Annotated in this window: 14 protein-coding genes; 5 read left to right on the forward strand and 9 right to left on the reverse strand. The window is 59.9% G+C overall.

The window, feature by feature from the left end; genetic code table 11:
* Window positions 1–3: 3 nt before the first annotated feature.
* Window positions 4–738 (forward strand): phosphoadenylyl-sulfate reductase, encoded by a 735-nt coding sequence (locus AC0IXS_RS04265; protein WP_004887688.1) that lies wholly within the window; start codon window positions 4–6, stop codon window positions 736–738.
* 69 nt (window positions 739–807) lie between these two features.
* On the opposite strand, the gene cysB is transcribed toward AC0IXS_RS04265, so the two are convergent.
* The 5 genes from cysB to AC0IXS_RS04290 all read right to left on the reverse strand — a co-directional run bounded on the left by cysB (window position 808) and on the right by AC0IXS_RS04290 (window position 4,773).
* On the reverse strand, window positions 808–1,782 hold the full coding sequence (gene cysB, locus AC0IXS_RS04270; protein ID WP_004887691.1) for an HTH-type transcriptional regulator CysB: 975 nt from the start codon (window positions 1,780–1,782) through the stop codon (window positions 808–810).
* Window positions 1,783–1,942: 160 nt separating this feature from the next.
* Window positions 1,943–2,437, reverse strand: a complete 495-nt coding sequence (locus AC0IXS_RS04275) for a universal stress protein (RefSeq protein WP_004887692.1) — start codon at window positions 2,435–2,437, stop codon at window positions 1,943–1,945.
* A 91-nt stretch (window positions 2,438–2,528) separates the two neighbouring features.
* Complete coding sequence (locus AC0IXS_RS04280) at window positions 2,529–3,437, reverse strand: 5'-nucleotidase (RefSeq protein ID WP_025993305.1); 909 nt, start codon at window positions 3,435–3,437, stop codon at window positions 2,529–2,531.
* Between the two features lie 18 nt (window positions 3,438–3,455).
* Entirely contained in the window at window positions 3,456–4,412 is a 957-nt protein-coding gene (locus AC0IXS_RS04285) for a putative 2-dehydropantoate 2-reductase (protein WP_057411187.1), read from the reverse strand.
* Between the two features lie 25 nt (window positions 4,413–4,437).
* On the reverse strand, window positions 4,438–4,773 hold the full coding sequence (locus AC0IXS_RS04290; protein ID WP_057411188.1) for a YbbN family protein: 336 nt from the start codon (window positions 4,771–4,773) through the stop codon (window positions 4,438–4,440).
* Window positions 4,774–5,006: 233 nt separating this feature from the next.
* On the opposite strand from AC0IXS_RS04290, the gene AC0IXS_RS04295 reads away from it, so the two are divergent.
* Window positions 5,007–6,083, forward strand: coding sequence for a 3-deoxy-7-phosphoheptulonate synthase (locus AC0IXS_RS04295; protein WP_004887699.1), 1,077 nt, complete (start codon window positions 5,007–5,009; stop codon window positions 6,081–6,083).
* A gap of 71 nt (window positions 6,084–6,154) precedes the next feature.
* On the opposite strand, the gene AC0IXS_RS04300 is transcribed toward AC0IXS_RS04295, so the two are convergent.
* A complete protein-coding gene (locus AC0IXS_RS04300; RefSeq protein WP_004887702.1) occupies window positions 6,155–6,436 on the reverse strand; it encodes a GNAT family N-acetyltransferase in 282 nt (93 codons plus the stop codon).
* A 605-nt stretch (window positions 6,437–7,041) separates the two neighbouring features.
* Here AC0IXS_RS04300 and oprI point away from each other — a divergent pair.
* The gene (oprI, locus tag AC0IXS_RS04305; RefSeq protein ID WP_002553018.1) at window positions 7,042–7,293 is read left to right on the forward strand and encodes an outer membrane lipoprotei OprI; all 252 of its coding nucleotides are present in this window, start codon (window positions 7,042–7,044) and stop codon (window positions 7,291–7,293) included.
* A 633-nt stretch (window positions 7,294–7,926) separates the two neighbouring features.
* On the opposite strand, the gene AC0IXS_RS04310 is transcribed toward oprI, so the two are convergent.
* The 3 genes from AC0IXS_RS04310 to AC0IXS_RS04320 all read right to left on the reverse strand — a co-directional run bounded on the left by AC0IXS_RS04310 (window position 7,927) and on the right by AC0IXS_RS04320 (window position 9,938).
* Entirely contained in the window at window positions 7,927–8,892 is a 966-nt protein-coding gene (locus AC0IXS_RS04310; protein WP_122668355.1) for a L,D-transpeptidase family protein, read from the reverse strand.
* A 102-nt stretch (window positions 8,893–8,994) separates the two neighbouring features.
* Entirely contained in the window at window positions 8,995–9,276 is a 282-nt protein-coding gene (locus AC0IXS_RS04315; RefSeq protein WP_004887744.1) for a hypothetical protein, read from the reverse strand.
* Between the two features lie 56 nt (window positions 9,277–9,332).
* Window positions 9,333–9,938 (reverse strand): arylesterase, encoded by a 606-nt coding sequence (locus AC0IXS_RS04320; RefSeq protein ID WP_043306378.1) that lies wholly within the window; start codon window positions 9,936–9,938, stop codon window positions 9,333–9,335.
* Window positions 9,939–9,948: 10 nt separating this feature from the next.
* Between AC0IXS_RS04320 and AC0IXS_RS04325 the strand changes: the two genes are divergently transcribed.
* Window positions 9,949–10,632, forward strand: a complete 684-nt coding sequence (locus AC0IXS_RS04325; protein WP_004887741.1) for an ABC transporter ATP-binding protein — start codon at window positions 9,949–9,951, stop codon at window positions 10,630–10,632.
* Window positions 10,632–13,148 carry an ABC transporter permease gene (locus AC0IXS_RS04330; protein ID WP_057411078.1) on the forward strand — a complete coding sequence of 839 codons (2,517 nt, stop codon included), beginning with the start codon at window positions 10,632–10,634 and terminating at the stop codon, window positions 13,146–13,148. Before AC0IXS_RS04325 ends, AC0IXS_RS04330 begins: the two co-directional genes overlap by 1 nt.
* The last annotated feature ends 42 nt before the right edge of the window (window positions 13,149–13,190 follow it).

Below are 13,190 nucleotides of genomic sequence, written 5' to 3' on the forward strand. Positions count from 1 at the left end.
CTGATGAGCCAACCTTTCGACGTCGCCGAGCTGGCGACGACTTATGCGAACAAGTCTGCGCAGGACATTCTGAAACTGGCCTTCGAACATTTCGGTGACGAGCTGTGGATTTCCTTCAGCGGTGCCGAAGACGTGGTGCTGGTGGACATGGCCTGGAAACTGAACAAGAACGTCAAGGTATTCAGCCTCGACACCGGTCGTCTGCACCCGGAAACCTATCGGTTCATCGAGCAGGTCCGCGAGCACTACAAGATCGACATCGAGATCATCTCGCCGGATCAGAGCAAGCTCGAACCTTTCGTCAAGGAAAAGGGGCTGTTCAGCTTCTATCGTGACGGCCATGGCGAGTGCTGCGGCATCCGCAAGATCGAACCGCTGCGCCGCAAGCTGTCAGGTGTCAAAGCCTGGGCAACAGGCCAGCGACGTGACCAGAGCCCTGGTACCCGCAGCGCAGTGGCGGTCATGGAAATCGATACGGCCTTCTCGACGCCCGAGCGGACGCTGTACAAGTTCAACCCGCTGGCGCAGATGAGCAGTGAGGAAATCTGGGGCTATATCCGCATGCTGGAGCTGCCTTACAACAGCCTGCACGAGCGCGGCTTCATCAGCATTGGTTGCGAGCCCTGCACGCGTCCGGTCTTGCCAAACCAGCACGAACGTGAAGGTCGCTGGTGGTGGGAAGAAGCCACTCAGAAAGAGTGCGGCCTGCATTCGGGCAACCTGATCGCCAAGGTCTGACCGACTGCAGCCCAGCTCATTGCGGGCATCGAGTGCTGCCCGCAATGACGCTGTGTCAGCTGTGCCCGATCAATGCACGGGCAGTTCGACATTGGCGAACAGCTCTTCCATCTCCTGTTTGTTATGGCAGGTAATCGCCTTGGCCATGACTTCACGAGTCAGGTGTGGGGCGAATTTCTCGATGAAGTCGCACATGAAGCCACGCAGGAACGTGCCGCGACGAAATGCAATCTTGGTGACACTGGACTCGAACAGGTCGCTGGCATCCAGAATCACCAGATCGCTGTCCAGCTCTTCGTCCACCGCCATTCTGGCGACGATACCCACACCCAGATTCAAGCGAACATAGGTCTTGATCACGTCGGCATCTGCCGCTGTGAACACGACCTTGGGCACCAGACCACGGTGGCTGAAGGCTTCGTCCAGTTTGGAACGACCGGTGAAACCGAATACGTACGTCACAATCGGGTATTCGGCCAACAACTCCAGCGTCAACTTCGGCACCTTGGTCAGGGGATGGCCCTGAGGCACCACGACGCAACGGTTCCAGCGATAGCACGGCATCATCACCAGATCACTGAACTGCTCGAGCGCTTCGGTGGCGATGGCGAAATCAACAGTCCCGTCAGCCGCCATTTCGGCGATCTGAGTAGGCGACCCCTGATGCATGTGCAGCGCAACGTCCGGGTATTGCCGAATGAAATTGCTGATGACAGGCGGTAATGCGTAACGCGCCTGAGTGTGAGTGGTTGCAATCGACAGCGTGCCCTTCTTCTCGTTGGAGAATTCCTGAGCGATCTGTTTGATACTCTCGACCTTGCGCAAAATCTCACCTGCCGTGGTGATGATGCGCTCGCCTGCCGGTGTGACACGCGTCAGGTGCTTGCCGCTGCGCGCAAACACCTCGACCCCCAGTTCGTCCTCAAGCAGACGGATCTGCTTGCTGATGCCGGGCTGTGAAGTGTAAAGGCTCTGTGCCGTCGCGGAAACGTTGAGGTCGTGGTGCGCCACTTCCCAAATGTAGCGCAGTTGTTGGAGCTTCATATGTATCCCTCAAAGCAGATAAACCCTAGGGGCATCAGCGACGGTATATAACTGGATTAATGGTCAGGCGAATAATTCTAGAACTTTTTATCACCTTTGTGGGGCGATAGCACGCTCGATTTCACATGAACAGCCAATTAGACCTTCTCGAACCGTCGCTCTACCCTCGCCCTCTGTTCTGCATCATGGGCACCATGTAAACCGGTACATCGGAAAGCTGTAAAACCCTGGCGGCCGTACGACCTATCGACTCGCCCTCTTTCGCCCGGTGGCTGTGACTGCCCACCACCAGCAAATCCACATCCAGTTTCCGCGCCTGCTCAAGAATAACGCTGGAGGGTTCTCCCTGAACGACCCGCACTGTGCGAATGAAAGACAGGTCTTTGTGACCTTCACCCAGTTCCTCACGAAACCCGTCGAGCATCCGTTGCTCTATTCCATCCATGAACGCACTCACGCCCCTGCTGTGAAGCTCCCTCAACGCATCCTCGCCCAGATAGCTCTGCAGCACCGACTCGGCGAACAGCCCCATGGGTTCAACAACATGGATAACGTAAAGTTCGGCATCGAACGTCCGGGCCAGTGCCAACGCATGCTGTGTCACATAGGGCGCATACAGACCGAGGTCTGTGGCATACAGCATCGAACGAACCATACAACCTCCCGGACAGCCACATTGGCGGAGATTGATTGAGCTTAGCAGTGCGCCAAAGACCGCGACGGCGGACAACTGGCGGTCTGTCCGTTCAAAGCTTGATTTCGTTAGTGATCCCATGGGGAACATGGCCGGTCGCTACCACTTCACGCGCTTTTTCGCAGTGCCCCGGCTGATCATCGAAGAACACATCCGCAGCGAACGCCTCAAGAAACGCCGATTTCTGCAGCCCGCCGAGAAACAGCGATTCGTCGAGCCGAATGTCCCATTCACGCAAGGTGCGGATCACCCGCTCGTGGGCAGGCGCTGAACGGGCGGTTACCAGCGCAGTGCGGATCGGGCAACTGGCTTCGGGGAATTCACGTTGCAGCAGATTGAGCGCTGCCAGAAACGGCTTGAACGGCCCACCGCGCAATGGCTCACGGGCCGACTCTCGTTCGCTGGCTTGAAAGGCCAGCAGCCCGCCGGACTGATAGACCCGCTCCGACTCATCGGAAAACAGCACCGCATCGCCATCGAACGCGATGCGCAACTCGGGACTGGCCGCCCGCCGCGCGCCACCCGACAGGATGGTGGCCGCCGCAAACCCGGCATCCAGCGCACTGCGCACGTCCTCCGCATGGGTCGACAGAAACAGATGGCAGCCGAACGCGGCCAGATAGGGATAAGGGCTGCGCCCGCCGACGAACGCCGCCCGACTGATGTCCAGCCCGTAATGCTGGATGGAGTTGAACACGCGCAACCCGGTATCGGCACTGTTGCGCGACACCAGAACCACTTCGACCCGCGCCTTGCTCAGGCTGGCGTTGAGGCTCAGCAGCTTCTCGACCAGCAGATAGGCATCGCCCTGCTCGAGAATCTCGTCTTCGTGTTCGATTTGATACTTGCGGTACGCCTCGACGCCCTCTGCCATGTAAACCGCATGACTGTCGCTCAAATCAAACAGCGCTCTGGATGAAATGGCCAGTACCAGTTTGTGATCTTCGGCGTTTGTTGTCATGTCTGCTTCCTCGCCTCTTCAGCGATTGTCGCGATCAATAAAGGCCAGAGCCTGATACAGCGTTCGCACGCGCGGCATGTCAACACCGGCGTCGAGCGCAGCGGCCAGAGGCCGGGCATAGATGGCGTCCAGCTCCAACGGGCGTTTTTCGATCAGGTCATGGTGCATGCTGGGTTTATAGTCGGGCATGCTTTCGGTCACCGTGAGCAGATGCCGTGCAATACCTTCCGGCAACGCATGACCACAGGCCTCTGCGCCCTGGACCACCTCATCCATCAAGGCCAGTACCAGTTCACGGCTGGCAGGGTCGCTCATCAGACGCGACGTGCTGGTCCGCAACAGCGCCGAAAGCCCGTTGAACGGGACGTTCCACACCAGCTTCTGCCAGCGGGCCTGTTGCAGGCTGGGCATGGCGTGCGATTCGACACCGGCCTGCCGGAACAACTGCGCACAGGCTTCGACAATGGACAGGCGCTCCGCTTCATCAACCGCCGGGCCGCTGTGATAGCCGATGCTCACGGCCCCGAACGCTTGATGCGCCACGACGCCGGGCGCGGTCCGGTGGACGCAGATGAAACACAGGCCGCCCAGTATGTGCAGGCTGTCCGGCAGAACCGCCCGCAAATCGTCTTCGACCGCGAGCCCGTTCTGCAGCAACAGGACTTTCGCACCCTCGGCAGCCATCGCGCCGATGACCGGTCCCAACTCGGCATTGCCGGTGCTCTTGGTGCCGACCAGCAACCAGTCGCACGGCGGCATATCGGCCGCCGAACAATAGGCCTGCACCGGATTGAGTTGCAGATTGCCATGCACCGCACTGTTGATCCGAAGGCCGTTTTGCGCGACGGCATCAAACTCGCTGCGCAGCAGAAAATGCACATCGAATCCGGCGCGAGCCAGCATCAGGCCATAAAAACCGCCGATGGCCCCGGTGCCCACGATACCGATTCGCGGGCGTCTGATTTCACTGCTCATAACGTCTCTCTGGCTGACTGTCTTGTCAGGGTAATTCGTCGGGTGGGCTGGCAAGTGCACGGTCCAGTGCCGAAGCCAGACCCTCGACTCTCAGCGGGGCGCGAATTGCGCCATGGAAGGCTCCGTCGCGCACCATAAACAGTGCCGGCAGGTGAAACACTTCGTAGCGCTGCACCGCGCCACCATTGTCCTGGGCGTCGATCCAGCACAGACGGTCAACCGCAAGGCCCATCCCAGGCAACTGCTGCCTGGCCCAGCGACAGGCAGAGCAGCCCACGCTGGTAAAAATAACCAGCGAAGTGCCGGTCAGCTCAAGCAATTGGTGATCAATGTCAAAGTCGCTCAGTTGCAGTTCAGTCAACGAAATAGCCCTCACCTCTGGCCGTACACTATCCGTTGCAGCGCCAGTGGTTGCAAATGACAGATGCTTCAAGGCCGTCAGGTCGCGGTAAACAGGCCCGATACGCCGCTTTGCCCATTGTCGAACAGCGCGATAACGCGCTAAGGTTCCGCTCCCCACTGCGCTCAACCTGCTGGGCACCGCCGCACAGGGGATCGCAGGCGGCCAGTACCCGCGACCTGATGAGTAACACGATGGCTGATTTACCGATTGACGACCTCAACGTTGCATCCAACGAGACTCTGATCACACCGGATCAGCTCAAGCGCGAAATCCCCCTGACCGACGCTGCCCTGCACACGGTCAGCCAGGGTCGCGAAGTGATCCGCAATATTCTCGACGGCAATGACCACCGCCTGTTCATCGTGATCGGCCCATGCTCGATCCATGACCTGAAAGCGGCCAAGGAATACGCCGAGCGCCTCAAGGCGCTGGCAGCAGAGGTGTCCGACACCCTGTATCTGGTCATGCGCGTCTATTTCGAGAAACCGCGCACTACCGTGGGTTGGAAAGGCCTGATCAACGATCCGTACCTGGATGACTCTTTCAAGATCCAGGACGGCCTGCATATCGGCCGTCAGTTGCTGCTGGATTTGGCCGAAATGGGCCTGCCGACCGCAACCGAAGCGCTGGACCCGATCTCCCCGCAGTATCTGCAGGATCTGATCAGCTGGTCGGCCATCGGTGCCCGCACCACCGAATCCCAGACACACCGGGAAATGGCGTCCGGCCTGTCGTCGGCCGTCGGCTTCAAGAACGGCACCGACGGCGGCCTGACCGTTGCGATCAACGCCCTGCAGTCGGTTTCCAGCCCGCACCGGTTCCTGGGTATCAATCAGGAAGGCGGCGTGTCCATCGTGACCACCAAAGGCAATGCCTACGGTCATGTGGTGCTGCGCGGCGGCAACGGCAAGCCGAACTACGATTCGGTGAGCGTGGCGCTCTGTGAGCAGGCCCTGAACAAGGCCGGCATTCGCCCGAACATCATGGTCGACTGCAGCCACGCCAACTCCAACAAGGACCCGGCCCTTCAGCCACTGGTCATGGAAAACGTCGCCAACCAGATCCTGGAGGGCAACGAGTCGATCATCGGTCTGATGGTCGAGAGCCATCTGAACTGGGGTTGTCAGGCCATTCCCAAGGACCTGTCGGAACTGCAATACGGCGTGTCCATCACCGATGCCTGCATCGATTGGGAAAGCACCGAGAAAACCCTGCGTGGCATGCATGCCAAGCTCAAGGGTGTATTACCGGCGCGCAAGCGCAAGTAATCGGTCACGCACACCAAAACGCCGAGCAATGCTCGGCGTTTTTGCAGGTGTCGATTACAGCGTGATGCAGATCAGATCTTCGCGGCCTGTCGCTGATGGCGCTCCATGTAACGCTCAACGTAGGAGCAGGAAGGAATAACGGTGTAGCCCATGCTGTCGGCGTAGTCGAGCGCCTTCTCGGTCAGGGCAGCAGCGATGCCCCTGCCGCGCAATGCATCCGGGACGAAAGTCCGATAGAAATCCAGGGTCTGTTTCCCCAGATCCATATAGGTCAGGTAGGCCCGATGGCCATCGATATTGATTTCGAACTGATGGCCGGTCTGATCATGGTGGATGGACAACGCCTCGCTCATCGCTACTCCTCGCGGGTCTTGGAATTTGACCCCTACCTTACCGATCTTTTTCCGGCGAAGGAACATCTACGCCACCCTGTGCCTGTTTTTGACACCGGGAAGAGCCTGGCCGATCTCAACAAAGAGCACCTGTAAATAGTAGGCGTCATTGCCGGAGATGCTCAAGTGCGATACCTATAAAAAAAGCATAAAACCACGGCAAGGCATAGCCAACACTCGCTTCCCCTTGCGCGGCAGTTCAACACGATCGATCAGGCACTTGCCTTGCGCTCGTCGATGCATTGGATCCGCCGGATAAAAGACTCTGCACCGGACACAGGGTGACCGATCTGAAGCCAACGTCCATGACTGTCTGCACGGGTATACAGGAACCGTTTCTATCCGGTTGTTGTCAGCTTTACAGCAGTGGCCAGCCACAGCAAGGTGGATAGTTTTCAGACAGTTTGCATGAGAAGTAACGCGGAACACTTTCAAAGCCAAGAAAATTATGGGCTTCTTGCGCTTCCTCCGTTTACTTACTACAAACAATGGGTACTATGTACGCCGGTCATTTTCTCACTTTCGAGAGATGACTAATTTGAAATAAGTCCTTGAAGGGGAACACGATGAACAACGTTCTGAAATTCTCTGCTCTGGCTCTGGCAGCAGTTCTGGCCACCGGTTGCAGCAGCGTATCCAAAGAAACCGAAGCTCGTCTGACAGCTACCGAAGACGCAGCAGCCCGTTCGCAAGCACGTGCCGACGAAGCCTACCGCAAGGCTGACGAAGCACTGGCTGCAGCTCAAAAAGCTCAGCAGACTGCTGACGAAGCCAACGAGCGCGCACTGCGCATGTTGGACAAGGCTAGCCGCAAGTAATAGTCCCCTCGGGATTGTTGAAAAAGCCGACCCGGCAGCGGGTCGGCTTTTTTATTGGGCGGCGTTTGAGCCGCATGGAGCATGAGCGATTCCGAGGCTGTGCGCTCAGCGTACGCAATTCTGCCGTTACACTGATCGTGCCCATCGCTCTGCGTGGGCATGCCTCTCGTGACGCTCCGCGTCACAAATGGCACAGATTGCGGACTCAGTGAGCCGAGCGCACGTCTCAAGTCACCTTTTCGCCCCTCGGCGACTCACTTTGACGGAGCAAAGTAAGCAAACTCCTTCGCTCCGGTTGCGGCCCCGGCTTCGCCGGGGTTCCTTCGTCCTGACACTGATTCGGGGGTCGCCGCAAATGGGCCATCCATGGCCCAGTGCGGCTCAGCCGGCATCCCTGCCGGCTGCCCCCCGAATCAGCGCCAGAACTCAGCCTTCACCCAGTCGCAATCGGCGGTGTGCGCACTACCGCGAAAAAAGCACGGGACCTCTGCTGCCTTATTGGTTGGAGAGTCAGATGAGTTGTTTATAGCGATGAGTGCTTCGAAACGAAGTTGCTTTAGGGACGCTTAGCGTCCCAAGTGGCATTGCTCATACAAAGCGACAGACTCGATCAAAAGTGAGATCTTTCACAAATCACTGAAAAACCACCGGCGCATCAGCCGCAGCAGGAGCCATACCCGGCACTGCGATCTCTACCGGCATGCCGTCTTCCGCCGCAACCACATCACGCACCAGATCCCAGTTCATGCGCAGGTTGTTGGCCAGATCGTCGCGCTTGAGCAAGGCGTTGATGACCGCCGTGTGCTTGTCGACCACCGACGGATTGCCCTGATCGTCCACAGGCGTATGCGCTTCGAGGTAAACCTTGCCGCCGCTCAGACCGAACTTGTAGGGCTCGCTGATAATGCGCACGGTAGTGCCGACGGGTGCCATGTCGGCCAGTTCCAGCACGTTGTTGTTGTACATGCGGAAGCAGCCGTGGCTGGTGCGCATGCCGATACCGAATTTCTTGTTCGAACCGTGGATCAGGTAACCGGACATGCCCAGCCCGAACTTGAACGGCCCCAGCGGGTTGTCCGGGCCTGCCGGAACCACGTTGGGCAGCGGGTCACCATCGGCGGCGTGTTCGGCCTTGATCGATGCCGGTGGCGTCCATGTCGGGTTCGGAGTCTTGGCCGTCACCTTGGTGACGCCGATGGGCGAACCCCAGCCCTCACGACCTACACCCAGCGGATAGGTGTGCACCACGTTCTGCCCTTTCGGGTAGTAATACATGCGGTACTCGGCCAGGTTGATGACGATCCCTTCACGCGGACCCGGCGGCAGGATGAAACGGGTCGGCAGCACGATGTCCTTGCCTGCACCCGGCAACCACGGATCGACACCGGGGTTGGCCGCGATCATTTCCAAGTAGCCCAGATCGTACTGGGTGCCGATGTCAGCGAACGTGTCTTCGTATTTGGCCTTGATGACCTGCACCTGCCCGACAATGTCCTCGCCGGGTGGCGGCAACGGAAACTCCAGTGCATGAACGGAGCTCGCCGCGCAGAGAGCAGCAAGTGACAGACAGCGGGCAACGGCTGGAATGCGCGACAACATCCGGGAAGATCCTTCGAGTAACGGCGATATGGGAAAGATTCGAAGTGTACACCTGCACCCGGCGATTCGGGGAGATCCGCAGGGGTGAACACGCTGACAAGGTTACAGTTCAGGCCAGATCGGGTTCATGCCGCGCCGCTGGGCGTCGAGAATGGCCTTGCACAGCGGGCACAGACGTTCGTCACGCAGGGCATCGGTTTCGACAGCAGTCATGTGCGGTTGAGCTGGCAGCAAAGTGCCGCACAAGGTACGGTCGATCGAGCCGCCCAGTTCCAGTTGACGAGCAATCAGATGCACCCGTACTTCCTGGCACGCGAACAGATCCAGCTGTTCATCAGGCTCAAGCATTTGGTAGGCATACAGGGACCAGGCGGGACGCGGCATGGAGGGCTCCAGATCGGGGGCGCCACATTAGCCGAAAGCTCCCGCCTGGAAAAGCCTCAAAGCAGCGGTTTCAGCGTCGGCCAGACATTTTCCAGCAGTTTTCCCTGCGCAGCGGCTGCGGGATGAAGACCATCGGCCTGCATCAACTGCGGAACACCCCCGACGCCCTCCAGAAAGAAGGGTACAAACGGGACCTTTTTCTCTTCGGCCAGATTGCTGTAGACCTCTTCGAAGGCCTTGGTATAGCGCGGGCCATAGTTGGGCGGGATGCGCATACCCAACAACAGCACCTTCGCACCGGCTGCGCGAGAGCTGTCGATCATCGACGAAAGGTTTTGTTGCAATTGAGCGGGCAACTGGCCACGCAGGCCGTCGTTTCCACCCAGTTCGAGAATAACCAGCTCAGGCTTATGCTCTGCAAGCAGCGCAGGCAGCCGCGCCTGGCCTCCGGCACTGGTGTCGCCACTGATCGATGCATTGATCACCTTATCGTCGAAACCCTGTTCCTTGAGGCGCTGTTCGAGCAGGCTGACCCACCCCACCCGGGTATCCAGGCCGAAAGCCGCGCTGATACTATCCCCAACGATCAACACCGTGCCCGCCACTGCGCCCTGTGACAGCAGCAGCAACCCCAGGCCAGCACTTAAAAACCACGCACGCATCGGATTCTCCATGAGTGAAAGTATTCTCAGTGCCCAAAGCCTCAGTAAAGTGGTCCCCAGCACCGAAGGTGACCTGACTATCCTGCACGAACTCTCCCTGGAACTAAACAAGGGCGACACACTGGCCATCGTCGGCTCATCGGGTTCGGGCAAATCCACGCTGCTCGGCCTGCTCGCGGGCCTGGACCTGCCCAGCGCCGGTTCCGTCATCCTCGCCGGTCGCAACCTGAGTGAGCTGGATGAAGACCAGCGCGCCCGGGTACGCGCCGAGCACGTCGGTTTTGTCTTCCAGTCGTTCCAGCTGCTAGACAGCCTCAACGCGCTGGAAAACGTCATGCTGCCTATGGAACTGGAAGGCCGCCGCGACGCCCGTGAGCAGGCACGCGATCTGCTGCAGCGGGTTGGTCTGGGCCAACGCCTGACCCACACCCCGCGCCAGCTGTCCGGCGGCGAACAGCAGCGCGTGGCCATCGCCCGTGCTTTTGCTGCCCATCCCGACGTGCTGTTCGCCGACGAACCCACCGGCAACCTGGACAGTCACACGGGCGAGCGCATCAGCGATCTGCTGTTCGAGCTGAACAAGGAACGCAACACGACGTTGGTGCTGGTCACCCACGACGAGCGTCTGGCCCATCGCTGCCGACGCCTGATCCGTCTTGAAGGGGGCCGCCTGGTCGCCCCGCTGGAGCCTTGATGGCACGCCTGCCTTTTGTTCGTCTGCTGAGCCTCGCTGCCCGCCAATTGTTGCGCGATGCCCGCGCAGGCGAATTGCGGGTGTTGTTTTTTGCCTTGCTGGTGGCCGTGGCCGCCAGCACTGCCATCGGCTATTTCGGTGCACGCCTGAACGGCGCAATGCTGCTACGCGCTACCGAATTCCTGGGGGCCGATCTGATTCTGGAAGGCTCAAGCCCTGCCCGCCCGGAACAGGTTCAGGAAGGCGAGCGGCTGCAACTCAAGCATGCACAGATCGTGATCTTCTCCAGCGTCATCGCCACAGACGCTGGTATCCAGCTGTCGAGCATCAAGGCGGTGGACAATGCCTACCCCTTGCGCGGCGAGCTGAAAAGCGCCTCCGAGCTGTACCAGACCGAAGAGGCAGGCAGCGGACCGAAACCCGGTGAAGCCTGGGCCGAGGCCCGGCTGTTTCCTGCCGTGAACCTGAAGATTGGCGACGACATCGACGTCGGTGCCAAGACCTTGAAACTGACCCGTGTGCTTACCTACGAGCCCGACCGCGCTGGCAATTTCTACAGTCTCACCCCACGGGTAATGATCAACCTGCAGGACCTTGCCGCCACAGGCGTAGTGCAGCCGGGCAGTCGGGTCACTTATCGGGAAATGTGGAGCGGTCCGCCGGAAACGCTCGCCGCCTATCGCAAGGCCATTGAGCCGGGTCTGGAACCGCATCAGGAAATCAAGGATGCCCGCGACGGCAGCCAGCAGATTGGCGGCGCGCTGGGCAAGGCCGAACGCTATCTGAACATGGCCAGTCTGGTCGCTGTACTGCTGGCGGGTGTTGCGGTCGCGTTGTCGGCATCACGCTTCGCCGCACGACGCTTCGACGCCAGCGCCCTGCTGCGTTGCATGGGTCTGTCGCGAGGCGAAGCGATGGCGTTGTTCAGCCTGCAACTGGCAATCATAGGCCTGCTGGCGAGCCTGAGCGGTGCAATGCTTGGCTGGCTGGCGCAACTGGGGTTGTTTGCGCTGCTGCAAAATCTCTTGCCTGCAACCGTGCCGCCGGGCGGCTTGCTGCCCGCGCTGGCTGGCATGGGTACAGGTCTGGTCGCACTGGCCGGTTTTGCCTTGCCGCCGCTGGCGGCGCTGGGTCGCGTTCCGCCGTTGCGTGTATTACGCCGGGACATGCTGCCCATCCCTGCCAGTTCGTGGCTGGTGTATGGTGCCGCGCTATTGGCGCTGGGCCTGATCATGTGGCGCCTGAGCCTGGATCTGGTCCTGACCTTCGCCCTGCTGGGTGGCGGCATCGTCGCGGCGCTGGTGCTCGGCAGCCTGTTGCTGTTGGGCCTCAAGAGCCTGCGCCGTCTATTGTCCGGGGCGTCGCTGCCGTGGCGCCTGGGTCTGGGCCAACTGCTGCGTTATCCGCTGGCCGCTGCCGGTCAATCGCTGGCCTTCGGCCTGATTCTGCTGTCGATGGGTTTGATCGCGCTGCTGCGTGGCGAATTGCTAGACACTTGGCAAAATCAGCTGCCCAAGGATGCGCCGAACTATTTCGTGCTCAATGTGCTGCCTTCGGAGAAAGAGAACTTCGCCCAGGCCATGAGCAAGCTGTCCACTCACTCGGCGCCACTGTATCCGGTGGTGCCGGGACGCCTGACCAGCATCAATGGCGAGCCGGTGGGCAATTTCGTCACCAAGGACTCACGCGGCGAGAACGCCACACGGCGCGACCTGAGCCTGACCTGGGCTGCCGACTTGCCTGAAGGCAACACGCTGACCGCCGGACAATGGTGGAAAGACCTGCCCGCAACCGGTCAGGCCGATACCACGCCCGGCGTCTCAATCGAAACCAAACTCGCCGAGAGCCTGCAGATCAAGCTGGGGGATCGCCTGAGCTTCATCGTTGGCGGTCTGACCCGCGAAGCCGTCGTCACCAGCCTGCGAGACGTGAATTGGGATACGTTCCAGCCCAACTTTTTCATGATCTTCCAGCCCGGCACACTGGCCGATCTGCCGACCACTTACCTGACCAGTTTTTACCTGCCCAAGGGTCAGGACAAGCAGATCGTCGAGCTGTCGCGGGCCTTCCCGGCCATCAGCATCCTGGGCGTGGAAGCCTTGCTGGAGCAGGTGCGCAGCATACTCGATCAGGTCACGCTGGCCGTGCAGTTCGTCTTGCTGTTTGTACTGGCAGCCGGTGTTGCCGTGCTGTTCTCGGGCTTGCAGGCGACGCTGGATGAGCGCATCCGCCAAGGCGCGCTGCTGCGTGCTCTGGGTGCAGAGCGGGCAATGCTGATCAAGTCCCGCAGGATCGAGTTCGGCCTGCTGGGCGCTGCGAGCGGACTGCTGGCGGCGCTGGGCTGTGAGCTGGTGAGCTTTGTGCTGTACCGCTATGCCTTCTCGCTGGAATGGAGCCCACATCCGTGGCTGTTGCTGCTGCCGCTGATTGGCGCACTGCTGGTGGGCGGTGCCGGTGTGTTCGGCACACGCCGTGCGCTGAATGCCAGTCCGTTGACCGTTTTGCGGGAGGGTTGATTGCAAGCGTGAACGCAGTAAACACCGTGGGAGGCGCCACTA

Source organism: Pseudomonas sp. AC016 (assembly GCF_979253365.1).